Below are 15,965 nucleotides of genomic sequence, written 5' to 3' on the forward strand. Positions count from 1 at the left end.
CCCTATTCCCCTTTACTTATTTTATTTAAAGCAGCTTCGAAATCCGGCTTCTCCAAAATGCTGACCTGCTCAATATCTTCAGCAAGTGCTGAAACAATTCTCATGGCTTGTGCCTGAATGGCCTCATCAGCAAGATTGGCAGCAAAACGTCCATTCCCGTTTACTTCAATCCTTGATAACGTTCGGTTAAGGTAATCCTTTGCTTCCTCCGTTAGAGTGTATTCATATTTTCCAGCATACGAAATAATAATTTCCAGGAGCTCAGCGGTTGAATAGTCCTTGAAATGAAAGAACTTTTTGAATCGGGACTTTAACCCCGGGTTACTTAACAATAACTTCTCCATTTCATTCGGGTAGCCAGCCAAAACAACAACAAGATTTTCATTATGCTTTGTCATTTCATCCACCAACGTATCAATGACTTCTTTGCCAAAATCTCCTGATGTCTGGGAAAGAAGTGAATATGCCTCATCGATGAATAGGACGCCGCCTAAAGCCTCTCTTATCTTTTTCTTTGTTTTGATAGCAGTTTGGCCAACATAGCCGGCTACAAAATCAGCACGGCTCGCAACCATCAAATGTCCGCGTTTCAGAAATCCGCATTCCTTCAGCAGTTCTGCATAGACCTTTGCAACAGTCGTTTTTCCTGTCCCAGGATTACCTGTAAATACAGAATGGAGCTGGATAGGCACAACAGGAAGTCCTCTTTCACGGCGCATCTGCTGCATTGTAACAAAGGACACTAAGTTTTGGACTTCTGTTTTAACTGTTTCAAGTCCGATGAGCCGGTCAAGCTGCTCCTTGGGATTCATCAGCTTTTCTTCTTCTTCACTTTCAAAATCTTCTTTTTCTAAAAGTGTATAAGTCATGATGTTTTCGCTACTTTTTGCGTGAGAGCCTTTTTTAAAAATTGCATCCAGAACAATGTTTCTTACAGTCCTGGCATTACCGAATGTATCATCAACCCGCTCTTTTTCAATACGTTTGCCCAGTTCCTGTTTTGCTCCTTCTGTTAGGACATAATCATTATCAGCAGACAGCTTCTCAGCAATCTGCAAAAGCTCCTCATTCGAATAATCAGGCAGTGCAATAAAGTTTGACTCCGGGAAACGGCTGCGGAGACCAGGATTGCTGTCCAGAAATTGCCTCATTTCTTCTGGATAACCGGCCATGATAACCGCAAACTTTCCGCCGTATTCAGTCCCGGTCATCAGCGATACAAGAGTATCAATGGCAGTTTGTCCATAATCGCTGCCGGTCTGTCCCTCACGCTTTAAGCTGTATGCCTCATCTATGAACAGTACACCGCCGATCGCCTTTTCAACGGCCGCCCTGACATTTTCTTCTGTTTGCCCGACAAATCCGCCCACCAGCTGTGACCGGTCAGCTTCGATCACTTCTTCCCGCGGCAATACACCAAGGCTATGATAAATCTTTGCCAAAAGACGGGCGATCGTTGTTTTTCCCGTACCTGGATTTCCGGTTAGTATCATATTAAGGCTCAGTTCATCCTTCGTTTGAAAACCAAGTGACTTTCGTTCGTTTTGGTATTTTAAAAACCGGTAAAAATCCTGAACTCTGCTCTTGACCGAGTGCAGCCCAACCATTTCATTCAGTTCAACCAGTGGATCGGTTTGGGCATCAGATTCCTCTTCCTCTGATTCAAATATCTCTTTCCATTCAATTTTAAGTCTGTTGATGGCATTCAAGTGATTTTTCATATCGGTATAATAAGTCGAAGTATGGAAGACACCTGATATTGATTGTTCATATTCCTCGGAAGCCTTTAATAGAAAAGCTGTCTCTTCAATCGCTTTTTCAAGTATTTCAGTCAGCTTCCGGTATTCCGCATCCTCATAGGCATGCTGCTTTTTCTGCAGATCTTCTAACTCGTCATCCGCTTTGTTCATAAAGCTTCGGCAAATTTCAATAAATTGCTCAGCTGTTTTCTTTTTTGCTGCCCTGTTATCGGTTTCCCGAATCGGCGGGAAAGTCAGAGCTTCAAGAAGATTGCTTTTATTTTTCCATTCAGATTTTCCTAATTGGGCAGCTGCCATTGTATTTCCAGTATCCAGTTCAACTGCTTTCTGCAGCCATGCACTGGCAAGGGTATCATCTGTATTCTTGTTTAGCCGGGAGATAGCAGCCATGGCCAATAATTCCGAAAGCAGACCTGGATCTGTCTTTTCATTGATTTTCTTAATTACATTAAGCAGCTCTGCTTCATTTTGTATGTATCCGTATTGATCAAGCTCATTCTTCCAAAGGCCGATTCTAATTTCTTCTGATTTTGCCTGTCTATTCTGCTGTGTCATCGATTATCACTTCTTCTTCTTAGTTTCCTCAACTTATCTTACCATATTTCTGTAATTATCTATAAGCATGCGCACCTTAGCTGCAAAGGAAAAGACCCAATCATATTCGATTAGGTCTTAGAAAATGTTAATAATTATTGTTCCTGCTGCTATTGCCGTCTTGCTGTGCCTGATATTCATCCTTTATTTCCGAACGGAATGAAGCAAGACTTTCCCGGCGGCGTTCATTTTTTGCTTCAATTCTGGCAAGATCTTCTGCATTTGCATACTTCATCGATTCTTCAGCTTCGTCCATGTTCTCAATCGTATGAACGATCATGGATTGAAGCTTTTCAACATTATCGCTGCGGTCATCTGGGTTAGGTCTGTTATATGCCATGGTATGTTCCTCCCTTTGTTAGGTGATGGTACAAAGTTAGTTTGTGAAAGAACAAGAAAAATATTGGCGGAAAAGTGTGGGTCGCTTGCCTGATATACCTGATATGTTCGGAAACAAAAGAACCTGCCGAATATAAAAATGGCAGGTTTTATTTTCAAAAGATAAGAAAAATTTTTGAACGTCGATAACGGTCTAGCTCCAGCGCCTTTCCCCTCTAGGTCACAAGTCGGGGGTGGGCAAGGCACTTGCGCTTTTCTTAATTATTCGCCTTTGGTTTGAATGACTTGAGCATGCTGTCCGGATTTGTCCTGCATCTTCTTGCCTTTGTTGCCGCCAAATCCGCGTGATTGTGTGCCGATATGGTTCGGATTGAAATGATTAGGGTGTCTTTTTGGATTACTCATTCATATCCCTCCTCATTTTAAGTTTGTGCATTTTAGGAGGGTTTAATGATTGGCAAGTAATTCTATTCAGCCTTGTCCAGACGTTTAAGCTCGAGGCGCTCTTCGATTTTTTCCATAGCATCATGATCTTTAAGCAGCTGGCGTTTATTTTCTAGTACTAATTCAGCAAAGGAGCGTTTTCTAGGCTTTCTCATAAATCTTTCACCTTCCTTTAATAACATTGTAACAATCATTATCTCCAGAAAACCTTTAAATTATTACAACTTTTCGAAAATTTAATCCGCATATACCCAGACTACGTGAAAAAAGTGCATTTGGTTCGAAATTATTAATACTATATTCAGAAAATACCAATTCAATAAATTTTTCCCTTTTTATTTCACCGTAAACCTATACAAAAAAACATCTGCATATGCAAATGTTTTTCTACATTTCATCTATATACTGATTCATAAGCTCCAAGGACATCGCACTTAAATACTTATTCCGAATAATTCCTTCTTCATCAATAAAAAAAGTGGTAGGAATTGTTATTATTTGATAGGCATTTGAAGCTTTTTCGTCCACATCAAGTAAAATCGGAAAATTCACTTTCATTTCTTCAGCAAACCCTGCAACATCAGACTGAGGATCCATGTTCACCGCCAATATAGCAACGTCATTTCCCTTCTGAGTATAGAATTTTTGAATATCAGGTATTTCGGCTTTACATGGAGGACACCAGGTTGCCCAAAAGTTTAGCATGACTTTTTTTCCTTTGTAATCTGAGAGCTTGACTGTTTCGCCTTGTAGGTTTTTCAATTCGAAATCTGGGGCTTTCAATCCTATTCCTAACCCTGTCTGATTAACGGGCTGACTTTCGGCTTCACCTTTTTCAAAAGCCTGCACTACAAAAACCGCGGTAATAATGATTAATAACACAGAAGCTGCAAACATTTTTTTGAACATGCTGTTTTCCCTCCCGGCTATTCTAGCCTTTTTGCTTCCTTGATTGTATTTTAACCTAGAAAAGCAAAATTAATAAGGTTCTGAACAGCCAATAAGACAGCATAAATGTGACAGATCCGTAAACAATTCCATGAATCCATGTATTAAGCGGATATTTGTATTTCTTAATTGCCATCACTAAATAGATTAGAGCCAAAAAAGCCCCTAAAATAGTTCCCTTTCTTCCTCCTGAGAAATATAAAAACCCAATCGGGCTCCTTAGGATATTTTCTGTTTGGAAAAGGATTGAACTAAACTTATAAGTAAAAAAGCCAATAAGAACTGAATTCAAGATGACATTCAGAAAAACTTTTTTATATTCCCCGCTGTCTCTTAAGACCCGAACAATAATGAAATAAGAAACAATTCCTGAAAGCAGGACTATAACCCATTCGTACTTCACTAAAAATGGTCCAATCAAAAAAGCACCCAATGTCAGCCCTCCAAATTACAGATATTATCAAGATACCTAAACCCGTATATTTTGTAAATAAAAAAACCGCTATGTGAGTAAACACATAGCGGCGGGTAAAAATTAGTTAGCCAGTTTATCACGAAGAACCATTTGCAGGATTCCGCCATGACGGTAGTAATCGATTTCAACTTCAGAGTCGAAACGGACAAGAACTTCGAATGTAGTCTGGTTGCCGTTTTCATCTGTAGCTGTAACCTTAACAAAATCACGTGGTCTAACATTTTCGTCGATTTGAACATCGATCGTCTCTTTACCTGACAAGCCAAGAGTTTCTGCACTTTCGCCTTCCTTGAACTGAAGTGGAAGAACTCCCATTAGAACAAGGTTAGAACGGTGGATACGCTCATAGCTTTCAGCAATAACTGTTTTAATCCCAAGCAGGTTCGTACCTTTTGCAGCCCAGTCACGGGAAGATCCCATTCCATAGTCTTTGCCGGCAAGAACAACAAGGCCAGTTCCATCTTCTTTATACTTCATGCAAGCATCATAGATAGATGTAACTTCACCTGTTGGCCAGTAAGTTGTGAATCCGCCTTCTGTTCCTGGCGCAATTTGGTTGCGGATACGGATGTTTGCAAATGTACCGCGCATCATTACCTCATGGTTACCGCGTCGGGATCCATAAGAATTAAAGTCACGTGGTTCAACACCGTTCTCGCGAAGATATTTTCCTGCTGGCGTATCTTTGCCGATCGCACCTGCCGGAGAAATATGGTCAGTTGTTACAGAATCACCGAACTTGCCGACAACACGCAATCCTGATAAAGGTTTAACTTCATCAGCATTAGGAGTTAAGCCTTCGAAGAACGGAGGATTCTGGATATATGTTGAATTATCATCAAATGAATATAAAGGCTCATTGCTAGTCTGAATTTGATTCCAGCGAGCATTGTCGTCAAATACATGTTCATATTCTTTACGGAACAATTCAGGTGTAACAGTCTGTTTAACCACTTCATTAACTTCAGCAGTTGAAGGCCAGATATCGTTAAAGAAGACGTCATTGCCATTCTTATCTTTTCCGATTGGCTCGTTTTGAAGATCAATATCTACCGTACCAGCTAGTGCATAAGCAACAACTAATGGCGGAGAAGCCAGGTAGTTAGCTTTTACAAGCGGATGGATACGTCCTTCAAAGTTACGGTTACCGGAAAGAACAGATGTTACAAGAAGATCGCTTTCAGCTACAGCCTTTTCGATTTCTTCTCTTAATGGACCGGAGTTACCGATACATGTTGTACAGCCATAACCTACAAGGTTGAATCCAAGCTGTTCCATGTATGGAAGAAGCCCTGAATCACGCAGGTATCCGGTAACAACCTTAGATCCCGGAGCCAAAGAAGTTTTTACGAACTTAGGAACTTCCATTCCAAGTTCAACAGCTTTTTTCGCCACTAAACCTGCACCAACTAAAACGTAAGGGTTTGAAGTATTTGTACAGCTAGTAATTGCCGCAATGGCAACAGCACCCGTTTTCATCTTGGTTGAGTCGCCGTTTGCAAAGTCAATTGTGATTTCTTTGTCGATTTCTTTCTTGCTTAAGCCGAAGCCCTGGTTCCCTTGAGGAGCAGTGATTGCCTCGTTGAATTCCTTTTTCATAGCAGAAAGCGGAATTAAATCCTGAGGGCGCTTAGGACCTGAAAGGTTTGCTTCGATTTCGGAAAGATTGATTTCAACTACATTTGTGTATACCGGCTCTAAAGATGGATCGAAGAACATTCCATTTTCTTTGCAGTATTTTTCCACAATCTTGATCTGCTCTTCAGGACGTCCAGTCAGGCGCATATAGTCAAGGGCTTCTGCATCAACAGGGAAGAAACCGCATGTTGCACCGTATTCCGGAGCCATGTTAGCAATTGTAGCGCGGTCAGCCAATGGAAGCTGTGTGACACCAGGACCGAAGAATTCTACAAACTTGCCAACTACACCCTGACTGCGCAGTACTTGAGTTACTTTTAATGCAAGGTCAGTAGCAGTTGTTCCGTTAGGAAGCTCGCCAGTAAGCTTAACCCCTACAACTTCAGGAACAGGGAAATATGAAGGCTGGCCAAGCATACCTGCTTCAGCTTCAATTCCTCCTACACCCCATCCAAGAACGCCGATGCCGTTGATCATAGTTGTATGGGAGTCAGTACCTACAAGAGTATCAGGGAAAGTTTCGTAATCGCCTTCCGTTGTTTCAAGCGCATGAACAACATTCGCAAGGAACTCAAGGTTTACCTGGTGAACAATACCTGTTGCAGGCGGAACTGCACGATAGTTGTCAAATGCTTTTTGTGCCCAGCTCAAGAACTGGTAACGCTCAGCATTTCGCTCGAACTCAAGCTCCATGTTGGCTTCAAGTGAATCAGGTGTACCATACTTATCTACCTGTACAGAGTGGTCAATAACCAGATCAACAGGCTTCTCAGGATTAATTTTGTCAGGATCCCCACCCATGTCAGCCATTGCCTTACGCAATGAAGCAAGGTCAACTACTGCTGGAACTCCAGTGAAGTCCTGCAGAATTACACGTGATGGTTTGAAAGGAACATCTACTTCTTTTACTTCAGAAGTTCCCCATTTTGCCAGGTTTTCAACATGCTCTTTTGTAATTACACGGCCGTCATATTGACGAAGTACTGATTCCAATAATACCTTAATTGAATAAGGCAATTTGGAAACATTACCTACTCCAGCTTCTTCAAGAGCACCTAAATGATAGTAATGATAGCGCTTCCCGTCCAGATCAAAGGATTTGCGGGAATTGAACACATCGTTCTTTGCCAAATGTATTACCCCCTCTTTCAATAAACATCATATACCAAGTGTTAGGTAATTGTCGAAAAGTTTGAATTTTCATCCATCCTTACTTTTCTCACAATTCCTATATTAATACAACCTGCTATATAAGTAAATAACAAGAAAGTTATTGTTTTTGATAAGTTTTTCTTATCATAATTTCTTATTTACTTCATTAAGACTTTTAAATTCCGTAATTGATAGTGTTTTTCAATTAGATAAAAATACCCTTAATGGCTTGGTTATTATTCTGCAAAAACGAAAAAGGTAATATACCGGTCCAAAAAACAACATAAATTGACATTATCCAAGGAAAAATAGTACCAGGGAGGTGATTGACTATGGCTAAAAGAAAGTCTAATCATATAATTGAGGGTATGAACGCTGCAAAAAGCCAGGGAATGGGCTCAGGTTATAATGAGGAATATGCCAATGAACCATTAACTGAAGCGCAAAAGCAAAATAATAAAAAGCGCAAGAAGAATCAATAAAGTGAAACTTCAATCAGTGGGGAGTGCTTTTCTCCCCGCAGATTATTAGTTGAGGCCCACAGGACAAGGAAGGTGAGCATCGCACGACCAAATGCGACAGCTTTTGGGGGGACGTTGCGTTCTTAGTCTTTGTCCTTCTTTCGGGCCTTTACATTATAAAGCGAGGCGACTTGCCCAGGGGTGACAAGCGAGCCCCTAGGAGCCGCAGCTAGATTGGGCAGTTTGCCCCCCCTTATATTCCTTTGAGTCTTGAAGTGGGGTCGTACTGCCCGTTAGACTTCGATAAATGATAATACCCGGCTGAACTGCAGCCGGGTAAACTTCTAGTACTGGTTAACATCCTCAACCATGGATCTTAAATCCTGCTGGAATTTCTCCAGCTGTGCCCTCTGATGGTCAGATGCAACCTCCAGAGCATTTTCAATTTGAGCGTACGCTTCATTTACTTCCTGCTTAAGATGTTTTAGCTGATGGCCATAACTGGCGGAATCTCTTACAATTTCAGCATAGAGCTCCTGTGCATCTTCCATTCCCTGCTGTGCAGCCTGAAATGCCTGCTGTTTATTTTTATGATATGGCATGTCTATTTCACTCCTAATAAAATTTGTACCATTAAATTGCTCAATAGCCTCATAAAATATTCCGCGAATCACTAAGAAGGAAATCTTGACATTCAGCCACATTTTGCAAGGCAATTTTTCATGGAAAAGAGACAAACTAACACATGAGATGAAGGTGAATTTCACCTTGTATCTTTTTTACCCGTCAGCCATTAAAACGGCAGCCTGCATATCAGCTGCCTGGAGCGGAAGAAACATCCTATTATCCGAGGAGGACTTCAAATGAACAAAAACAATGGCAAAGACATGCGAAAAAATGCACCTAAAGGACATAATAATGATGGACAGCCTGAACCATTAAGCGGCTCTAAGAAAGTAAAAAACCGTAACCACACCAGACAAAAACATAATTCACACCATGACATGTGAATGTAAAGAAAACAGCTGCCTCATCATCAGGCAGCTGCTTCTTCGTTAAATAGCAATTAAAGCATTTATTATGGTGTCCTCTTCATTGGAAGTTACTGTCCGCAGATCAATCAGAATTTCTTCCTTTTGAATCCTGACTATTATGGAAGAATTAATCCTTAACTGGCGGCCGATATGATCTGCTGAATATTGCCGGTGCTTTAAAACAGCAATCCAGGATGGAAGCTCTACCTCAGGCATCGTACCTCCCCCAACCTGCCCTGTACTTTCTCTCATTGAGCATTCATAAACGTTCCCGGCAGCTTGTAATCTGTTAAGAAATTGTGCTGTTCTCACTTTGAGTTCATCACTCGTCATCAATACATCATGAACCACGGGAATATTCTTCAGACCCTCTTCGCCTTTTAAGTAATCAATAAGCGTTCCTTCAAGCGCAGCAATTGTCATTTTATCAACCCGGAGAACCCGGGCAAGCTGATGTTTTTTCAGCTTTTCGATTAAATCCTTTCTTCCGGCAATAATGCCTGCCTGGGGACCGCCCAAAAGCTTGTCCCCGCTGAAGGAAACGATATCTGCCCCCATTTTTAGCACATCGCTGACTGCTGGTTCATTTCCGATACCTTTGCTTTTAAAATCAAATAGGGCACCGCTTCCCAGATCTTCATAAAATATGAGGTTTTTTTCTTTTGATAGGCGGGCAAGTTCCCCGGTACAGACTTCTTTTGTAAAACCTATAATTTTAAAATTGCTCGTGTGCACCTTCATAATCATGGCCGTATCTTCATTTATCACTTTTTTATAATCTTCCAGATGGGTTTTATTCGTTGTTCCCACTTCAACGAGCCTTGCACCGCTCTCTTCCATTATGCTTGATACCCTGAAGGAGCCCCCGATTTCAACAAGCTGTCCGCGGGAAACGATTACTTCTTTTTCTTCCGCAAGAGCTCTTAAAATGATATAAACGGCAGCAGCGTTATTGTTGACTGCCATAGCTGCTTCTGCACCTGTCAGCTCTTTGATCAGATTTTCCAGGTGACTATGCCTGGATCCCCGTTCTCCTTCACCCAGGTTATACTCCAAATTGGAATAGTTCATGGCAACTTCAAGCATATGATCAGCTGCAGACTTGCTTAACCGCGCCCGGCCAAGATTAGTGTGAAGAATAGTGCCAGTGGCATTAATAACTCTTTTAAGTGTATATCCATACCGAACAGTGATAACCTCTTCTGCTTTTTGAAATATATGGTCCGTAAACTTTTCCGTACCCGGCTCCTCACCGGTCCAATTCCCGGCAAGAATAGTATTCCTTATATCAGAAATTACCTCTTTCAGCATGTTGGTTGTATTTATAAAGTCAAGTCCATACTTTTTCATTAAATTAATAAAACGCAGGTCTTTTTGCAGTTCATGCACCGGCAAAATATTTCTTACTGTACTTTTCATAAAATCCCTCCAGCATTTGCCCTGTTATTATATCATTTTTCACTATTTTGCATGAAATGAATACTATAGAATGAAACAAGGGGGTTTTGAATTTGAACAAAAAGGAAGATTTCCATCCGTTTAATTTGGATGTATTGGAAAAATGGATGGAGGATTATTACCTGGACCCGCTTTCCTCTTATTTGGATCAGATAACATTCCGCATCGACTTATACGACACGGAAGCGCAGATTATCGTAGAGGCGCTTTTAACGGGATGTGCATCAAAAGATGTAACCGTTTCCTTAAAAGAAGACAGCGTAATCATCAAAGCTGCTAAAATAGATGACACACAAGAGCCGTGCATGCGAAAAGTTAAGCTGCCTTTCTCAGTTGTAGATAAAAAGGTTAGTGCAGATTTTGCAAATGAGATATTAGAGATTTTTATAAATAAAAATGAAGCGGGTCCGGGATCCAATAGAGAGATAATCATCGATTGATAAAATGAGATAGAGGTTGCCTTTCACCCTTTGTTTACATAGAGCAGCAAAAAACCTCCTCCGCCCGGAGAAGGTTTTTTACCGTTTTATTTCTGCATTTTTTCGATGATTTCTTTGGTTTTAGGAAAAATGCCAGTATCAAGCTTTGAATAAAGCTTTTCCCCATTAACTGTTACTTCAAAAGCTCCGCCCTTGCTTGGAACCAGTTCCATTTTTGAAATCTCAGAATGGAAATGCGTAAATAGTTCTTCCGCGAAACTCGCGGCTTTTGGTGCGTAGTTTCACATCATGCAAAATTCAACTTTTACTTCATAAGCCATATTTAAACCCCCGTGTGTAATTTGTTAGAATGTAAATATAATGACATTTTAGTATAACTATTTCATTACTGCAAATTGATTAGTTTTTCCTTCTTAATCGCTAAAAAGAAAAAATTCATGGAGTGATCTTATGGATGCACAGAAATACTTAAAACGCATTAGAGTATCGGCTGATCGTAATCTGGATCTTAAATATCTGAAAGAACTCCAGGGCAGCCATATGCACAACATTCCTTTTGAGAACTTGGATGTAACAAGAAAAATCCCCATTGAGCTGGATACAGATGCGTTTTTTGAAAAAATCCTTGAAAGAAACCGGGGAGGCTTCTGCTATGAATTAAACGGTCTTTTTCAGCACCTCCTGTCCGAACTGGGATTCCAATCACATCTCATTTCCTGCACCGTTAAAAAGCCTGATGGATGGGTCAGAGAAGATTCTCATGCAGCCATACTGGTTTACTTGCATGAACTTCCTTATTTGGTTGATGTAGGGTTTGGTGATTCCGTCAGGCAGCCTCTGCCTTTAACAGGTGAGGAAAAAACCGATGTCAGTGGAACATACAGGATAAGAGAGTCCGGTGAAGGAATATATGATCTTCAAAGACTTGAGGATGGTGAATGGAAAATTCTTTACCGTTTTTCTGATAAGCAAAAGCAGCTTGATGACTTCCATGATGCATGCTTTTTCAATCAGACTTCTCCTGAATCCCATTTTACACATGGCGACCTAGCCACTATTGCGACAAAAAATGGCCGTGTTACACTCTCAGGATTGACTGTTACTAAGTCTGAGGAAGGCACAAAAGAAAAATATGAACTTACCGAAGAGGAAAAAAAGGGATTTCTCCGCGAGCAATTCAATATAAAATTATAAAAGGGACAGCCAAACGGCGTCCCTTAAGCTTTATCATAATTTTGTTCTTAGTTTATCTAGCATATCGGCAGTCATCTTGGCTAAATCAAAGTCTGCTTTGAATCCCCACTCTTCTTTTGCTGCAGAAGCATCAATCGAATTTGGCCAGCTGTCGGCAATTGCCTGGCGCACAGGATCCACTTCATAGGAAATTTCAAACCCAGGAATATGCTTTCTGATCTCTGCTGCAATCTGTTCAGGATCAAAACTCATTGCAGTTACATTGAAGGAGTTGCGGTGAATGAGTTTATCTGAATCGGCTTCCATTAAATCAACGATAGCATTTAATGCATCCGGCATATACATCATATCCATATATGTGCCCTGGTCGATATAAGAAGTATAGCGGCCATTTTTAATCGCTTCATAGTAGATCTCAACAGCGTAATCAGTCGTTCCGCCTCCTGGAGGAGTAACATACGAGATTAAACCAGGGAATCGCAAGCCTCTGGTATCAACACCAAATTTGTAATAGTAATAATCAGACAGTAATTCGCCTGCAACCTTGTTCACCCCATACATAGTAGTTGGGCGGTGAATCGTATCCTGTGGTGTGTTGTCTTTTGGCGTGGAAGGACCAAATGCGCCAATGGAGCTTGGAGTAAAGAATTGTGCGTTGCACTCTCTCGCTGTTTCAAGTGCATTCATAAGCCCTCCCATATTTAAATTCCATGCAAAAACAGGGTTAGCCTCAGCTGTAGCCGATAATAGAGCAGCCATATGAATGACTGTATCCACATTATATTTCTTAGCCGTATCCAGCATTGATTTTGCATCGGTAACGTCAACCATTTCAAATGGTCCTGAATTAGCAGCCTCAGAGTCATTTTTTCTGATGTCTGTTGCGATAACATTGTCCGTTCCATAGATTTCTCTTAATTTCAAGGTTAGTTCAGAGCCGATTTGGCCTAAAGCTCCAGTAATCATAATCCGTTTCATCTTATTCCTCCAACGTTTCCTCTTTGCCTTAATTTTGAAGCTATATATATATCCGAACTTAAATAATTCCCATTTCCTTGCCGACTTTTTCATAAATGGCAATTGCCTGATCCAGCATTTCTTTCGTATGTGCTGCAGATGGCATGTTTCTGACACGGCCCGTTCCCCTAGGGACAGTCGGGAAGACGATTGATTTAGCATATACGCCTTCTTCATTGAGCTTTTTACTGAATTCCTGTGTTTTTACTTCATCCCCAACAATACAAGGAGTAATTGGTGTTTCGCTGTCGCCAATATCAAAGCCTATTTTTTGCAGCCCGTCCTTTAGGTAGTTCGCATTTTTCCAAAGCTTTTCATTCAGCTCTGTGCTTTCCATGAGCAGTTCAATAGCTTTCGTGCTTGCTGCTACATCTGCAGGTGTTAATGAAGTAGAGAATAGGAATGGTCTGCTGCGTACTTTCAGCCAATCAATCAAGTCCTTTTTGCCGGCCACATATCCCCCAACAACACCAATCGCCTTTGAAAGTGTGCCGATCTGGAAATCGATTTTGTCGGAAAGGCCGAAGTGCTTAACAGTGCCTGCTCCCTTTCCAAGAACTCCAGAACCGTGTGCATCATCTACATATGTGATCAGATCGAATTCTTCCGCGATTTCCACGATCTCAGGAAGCTTTGCGATATCGCCATCCATCGAGAAGACGCCGTCAGTAATAACCATGATTTTGTTGTACTGTCCTGATTCTTTCGCTTCCTTCGCTTTTGCTCTTAAATCTTCCATATCAGAATGATTTACTCGAATAATCTTGGCTTTGGATAACCGGCAGCCATCTATAATGGAAGCATGGTTCAGCTCATCAGATAAAATGGCATCATTTTTATCCATAACAGCAGAAATGGCTGCCATGTTACAATTAAATCCGGACTGGTATGCGATGGCTGCTTCTGTATGTTTGAATTCAGCCAGCTTTTCTTCAAGTTTTGTGTGAAGTTCAAGCGTTCCATTTATAGTGCGGACAGCACCTGCGCCAACCCCATATTTTTCAATTGCTTCAATTGCGGAATTTTTTAGTCTTTCATCAGTTGCCAAGCCTAAATAATTATTGGATGAAAGATTAATTAGTTCTCTGCCGTTGATTTTAATTATTGGCCCATTTGGGCTTTCAAGAGGGTCGATTACGTTGTAAAGTCCTCTATCTTTTAAATCCTCCAGGTTTTCCTGTAAAAAAGCATCTAAAATTTTGCTGGTCATATCAGTATCCCCCAGTACATTTTTATTGAATGTCGCCAACTCATATACAACTGTATTTTCAGAGAGGACATTATTTCATTAAACAAACTTAGCTATGTAAAGGTTTTTTCACTTTATACTTTAACACAATTTTTCAATTTGTACACTTATGAAGGACAGATTTTCTATTAGAGTTTTTTGAGCCTTATAATCAGTTTTCCCTATTATCTAGAAAAAATTTACCCGGCATATTTAGCTTAATTGAATAAATATACACATAATTGATCTGTTTACTCTATGATTACACAGGGAACCAATCAAACATAGAACAATAGGTCAGGCCATTAAGCCTTTGGAGGTATTTATTATAATGAAACATCCGCTAAATGTAACTTCGGAAATAGGAGAATTAAAGACGGTCCTTCTGCATAGGCCGGGTAAGGAAATAGAAAATCTCACACCTCAATATTTGAAAAGACTTTTATTCGATGACATTCCCTTTTTGCCTGCCATTCAAAAAGAGCATGATTATTTCGCCAATATTTTAAGCAACCGGGGAATCGAGGTTTTATATCTCGATAAATTGATGACAGAAGCCATACAGCAGGATGAGGCCAGACTGGCTTTTATTGAAAAGGTCTTATGGGAAAGTCAATCAAATATCAATGGTTCCTACGATACAGTGAAAGAGTATCTCTTATCTCTTCCGCTTGCTGAACTTGTAAAGAAAGTGATGGCTGGTGTCGTTAAATCGGATATTGATCAGGATAAAAAAATCCATCTTCATGAAATGATGCCGGACCATTATCCTTTTTATCTCGACCCTATGCCCAACCTCTATTTTACCCGCGATCCGGCTGCGGTTATAGGTGAAGGCATTACGATTAATCGAATGCATGAGCCTGCAAGGAGAAGGGAATCCATTTTCATGGACTGCATCATGAATCATCATCCACGTTTTAATAAACATAAGATCCCTGCTTACTTTAAGCGTGATGATCTCTACTCTCTTGAAGGCGGAGATGAACTGATTTTAAGCGATGAAGTGATCGCCATTGGCGTCAGTGCAAGAACTTCTGCACAAGGGATTGAAAAACTTGCACGCGAGTTATTCTCCCGTCAGGATGCCATTAAAAAGGTTGTCGCAGTTGAAATCCCTAAAATTCGCGCATTCATGCACCTGGATACCGTTTTCACCATGATTGATCATGATAAATTCACCTACCATCCTGCTATTGAAGATAGAGATGGCAGTATGAAGATTTACATACTGGAACAGGAGGATAATTCTGATACTCTTAAGATTACAGAGAAAAACTCGCTGCAAGAAACATTGAAAGAAGTGCTTCATCTTGATGAATTAGTGTTAATCCCCTGCGGAGGAGGCTGTCCGATAGCATCGGCACGGGAACAATGGAACGATGGTTCCAATACGCTCGCAATCGCTCCCGGTGTAGTTGTCACTTATGATCGAAACTATGTTTCAAACGACATCCTCCGGCAAAATGGTGTTGAAGTGATTGAAATTCTCAGCTCAGAACTTTCAAGAGGCCGTGGAGGTCCAAGATGCATGAGCATGCCGATCATAAGGGAAAATATTAGCTGATAAATCGGGCGGTTCCGGAACCGCCCGATTTTTTTTATGAATACTATTTTAGTTTAGAGCCCCCCTCCTTCTCCTCCCTCCTTCCAAAAAACAAGTTCTTTTAGGAAAAAACGGAAATATAAATATACTAATGCCCTTTTGAAACAAGCATTCGCCTGTTCTTTTTATAGGATATTTCTCTTAATAATTTATATCTATTTATAATAATTATAAAAA

16 protein-coding genes and 1 pseudogene are annotated in these 15,965 nt (G+C 40.6%); 5 read left to right on the top strand and 12 right to left on the bottom strand.

Annotation, left to right across the window (positions count from 1 at the left end; all coding sequences use genetic code 11):
* Positions 1 to 2 precede the first annotated feature (2 nt).
* The 7 genes from PBF_RS20580 to acnA all read right to left on the bottom strand — a co-directional run bounded on the left by PBF_RS20580 (position 3) and on the right by acnA (position 7,329).
* Positions 3 to 2,315, bottom strand: a complete 2,313-nt coding sequence (locus PBF_RS20580) for an AAA family ATPase (RefSeq protein WP_035332445.1) — start codon at positions 2,313 to 2,315, stop codon at positions 3 to 5.
* Positions 2,316 to 2,442: 127 nt separating this feature from the next.
* Positions 2,443 to 2,694 (bottom strand): small acid-soluble spore protein Tlp, encoded by a 252-nt coding sequence (tlp, locus tag PBF_RS20585; protein ID WP_035332447.1) that lies wholly within the window; start codon positions 2,692 to 2,694, stop codon positions 2,443 to 2,445.
* Positions 2,695 to 2,954: 260 nt separating this feature from the next.
* Positions 2,955 to 3,098: an acid-soluble spore protein N gene (locus PBF_RS20590; RefSeq protein WP_035332449.1), complete on the bottom strand. Its 144-nt coding sequence runs from the start codon at positions 3,096 to 3,098 to the stop codon at positions 2,955 to 2,957.
* Between the two features lie 62 nt (positions 3,099 to 3,160).
* Positions 3,161 to 3,292 carry an FbpB family small basic protein gene (locus PBF_RS20595; protein WP_200870076.1) on the bottom strand — a complete coding sequence of 44 codons (132 nt, stop codon included), beginning with the start codon at positions 3,290 to 3,292 and terminating at the stop codon, positions 3,161 to 3,163.
* 232 nt (positions 3,293 to 3,524) lie between these two features.
* Positions 3,525 to 4,046 carry a peroxiredoxin family protein gene (locus PBF_RS20600; RefSeq protein ID WP_035332453.1) on the bottom strand — a complete coding sequence of 174 codons (522 nt, stop codon included), beginning with the start codon at positions 4,044 to 4,046 and terminating at the stop codon, positions 3,525 to 3,527.
* A gap of 55 nt (positions 4,047 to 4,101) precedes the next feature.
* Positions 4,102 to 4,518 carry a hypothetical protein gene (locus tag PBF_RS20605; RefSeq protein WP_035332455.1) on the bottom strand — a complete coding sequence of 139 codons (417 nt, stop codon included), beginning with the start codon at positions 4,516 to 4,518 and terminating at the stop codon, positions 4,102 to 4,104.
* Between the two features lie 102 nt (positions 4,519 to 4,620).
* Positions 4,621 to 7,329: an aconitate hydratase AcnA gene (acnA, locus tag PBF_RS20610; protein ID WP_035332457.1), complete on the bottom strand. Its 2,709-nt coding sequence runs from the start codon at positions 7,327 to 7,329 to the stop codon at positions 4,621 to 4,623.
* A gap of 353 nt (positions 7,330 to 7,682) precedes the next feature.
* Here acnA and sspO point away from each other — a divergent pair, with 353 nt between their 5' ends.
* Positions 7,683 to 7,832: a small acid-soluble spore protein O gene (gene sspO / locus PBF_RS20615; RefSeq protein WP_035332459.1), complete on the top strand. Its 150-nt coding sequence runs from the start codon at positions 7,683 to 7,685 to the stop codon at positions 7,830 to 7,832.
* Positions 7,833 to 8,155: 323 nt separating this feature from the next.
* Here the strand turns inward: sspO and PBF_RS20620 are convergent, their stop codons facing one another.
* Positions 8,156 to 8,413 (bottom strand): hypothetical protein, encoded by a 258-nt coding sequence (locus PBF_RS20620; protein ID WP_035332461.1) that lies wholly within the window; start codon positions 8,411 to 8,413, stop codon positions 8,156 to 8,158.
* 261 nt (positions 8,414 to 8,674) lie between these two features.
* On the opposite strand from PBF_RS20620, the gene PBF_RS25235 reads away from it, so the two are divergent.
* Positions 8,675 to 8,821 (top strand): small acid-soluble spore protein P, encoded by a 147-nt coding sequence (locus PBF_RS25235; RefSeq protein WP_009334725.1) that lies wholly within the window; start codon positions 8,675 to 8,677, stop codon positions 8,819 to 8,821.
* A gap of 45 nt (positions 8,822 to 8,866) precedes the next feature.
* Here the strand turns inward: PBF_RS25235 and selA are convergent, their stop codons facing one another.
* On the bottom strand, positions 8,867 to 10,264 hold the full coding sequence (selA, locus tag PBF_RS20630) for an L-seryl-tRNA(Sec) selenium transferase (RefSeq protein ID WP_035332464.1): 1,398 nt from the start codon (positions 10,262 to 10,264) through the stop codon (positions 8,867 to 8,869).
* Between the two features lie 92 nt (positions 10,265 to 10,356).
* On the opposite strand from selA, the gene PBF_RS20635 reads away from it, so the two are divergent.
* On the top strand, positions 10,357 to 10,743 hold the full coding sequence (locus PBF_RS20635) for an Hsp20/alpha crystallin family protein (RefSeq protein ID WP_035332465.1): 387 nt from the start codon (positions 10,357 to 10,359) through the stop codon (positions 10,741 to 10,743).
* Between the two features lie 86 nt (positions 10,744 to 10,829).
* On the opposite strand, the pseudogene PBF_RS25580 reads toward PBF_RS20635, so the two are convergent.
* Positions 10,830 to 11,012, bottom strand: a pseudogene (locus PBF_RS25580) (Rdx family protein); the annotation flags it as partial.
* A 181-nt stretch (positions 11,013 to 11,193) separates the two neighbouring features.
* Here PBF_RS25580 and PBF_RS20640 point away from each other — a divergent pair.
* Positions 11,194 to 11,937, top strand: coding sequence for an arylamine N-acetyltransferase family protein (locus PBF_RS20640; protein ID WP_035332467.1), 744 nt, complete (start codon positions 11,194 to 11,196; stop codon positions 11,935 to 11,937).
* A gap of 33 nt (positions 11,938 to 11,970) precedes the next feature.
* Here PBF_RS20640 and PBF_RS20645 read toward each other — a convergent pair whose 3' ends face one another.
* Both PBF_RS20645 and PBF_RS20650 read right to left on the bottom strand, forming a co-directional pair.
* Positions 11,971 to 12,915 (bottom strand): L-threonine 3-dehydrogenase, encoded by a 945-nt coding sequence (locus PBF_RS20645; RefSeq protein ID WP_035332469.1) that lies wholly within the window; start codon positions 12,913 to 12,915, stop codon positions 11,971 to 11,973.
* Positions 12,916 to 12,973: 58 nt separating this feature from the next.
* Positions 12,974 to 14,164 (bottom strand): glycine C-acetyltransferase, encoded by a 1,191-nt coding sequence (locus PBF_RS20650; RefSeq protein WP_035332476.1) that lies wholly within the window; start codon positions 14,162 to 14,164, stop codon positions 12,974 to 12,976.
* A 349-nt stretch (positions 14,165 to 14,513) separates the two neighbouring features.
* Here PBF_RS20650 and arcA point away from each other — a divergent pair, with 349 nt between their 5' ends.
* A complete protein-coding gene (gene arcA, locus PBF_RS20655; protein ID WP_035332478.1) occupies positions 14,514 to 15,749 on the top strand; it encodes an arginine deiminase in 1,236 nt (411 codons plus the stop codon).
* The last annotated feature ends 216 nt before the right edge of the window (positions 15,750 to 15,965 follow it).

The sequence above is a fragment of the Cytobacillus firmus DS1 genome (assembly GCF_000565285.1).
Lineage (GTDB): Bacteria > Bacillota > Bacilli > Bacillales > Cytobacillaceae > Cytobacillus > Cytobacillus firmus_A.

What these genes read in the sequence shown, in the direction of transcription:
- selA (WP_035332464.1), bottom strand. Translation starts at nt 10,264, where the DNA reads ATGAAAAGTACAGTAAGAAATATTTTGCCGGTGCATGAACTGCAAAAA.
- tlp (WP_035332447.1), bottom strand. Translation starts at nt 2,694, where the DNA reads ATGGCATATAACAGACCTAACCCAGATGACCGCAGCGATAATGTTGAA.
- PBF_RS20640 (WP_035332467.1), top strand. Translation starts at nt 11,194, where the DNA reads ATGGATGCACAGAAATACTTAAAACGCATTAGAGTATCGGCTGATCGT.
- PBF_RS20595 (WP_200870076.1), bottom strand. Translation starts at nt 3,292, where the DNA reads ATGAGAAAGCCTAGAAAACGCTCCTTTGCTGAATTAGTACTAGAAAAT.
- PBF_RS20650 (WP_035332476.1), bottom strand. Translation starts at nt 14,164, where the DNA reads ATGACCAGCAAAATTTTAGATGCTTTTTTACAGGAAAACCTGGAGGAT.
- PBF_RS20590 (WP_035332449.1), bottom strand. Translation starts at nt 3,098, where the DNA reads ATGAGTAATCCAAAAAGACACCCTAATCATTTCAATCCGAACCATATC.
- PBF_RS20620 (WP_035332461.1), bottom strand. Translation starts at nt 8,413, where the DNA reads ATGCCATATCATAAAAATAAACAGCAGGCATTTCAGGCTGCACAGCAG.
- PBF_RS25235 (WP_009334725.1), top strand. Translation starts at nt 8,675, where the DNA reads ATGAACAAAAACAATGGCAAAGACATGCGAAAAAATGCACCTAAAGGA.
- sspO (WP_035332459.1), top strand. Translation starts at nt 7,683, where the DNA reads ATGGCTAAAAGAAAGTCTAATCATATAATTGAGGGTATGAACGCTGCA.
- arcA (WP_035332478.1), top strand. Translation starts at nt 14,514, where the DNA reads ATGAAACATCCGCTAAATGTAACTTCGGAAATAGGAGAATTAAAGACG.
- PBF_RS20645 (WP_035332469.1), bottom strand. Translation starts at nt 12,915, where the DNA reads ATGAAACGGATTATGATTACTGGAGCTTTAGGCCAAATCGGCTCTGAA.
- PBF_RS20600 (WP_035332453.1), bottom strand. Translation starts at nt 4,046, where the DNA reads ATGTTCAAAAAAATGTTTGCAGCTTCTGTGTTATTAATCATTATTACC.
- PBF_RS20580 (WP_035332445.1), bottom strand. Translation starts at nt 2,315, where the DNA reads ATGACACAGCAGAATAGACAGGCAAAATCAGAAGAAATTAGAATCGGC.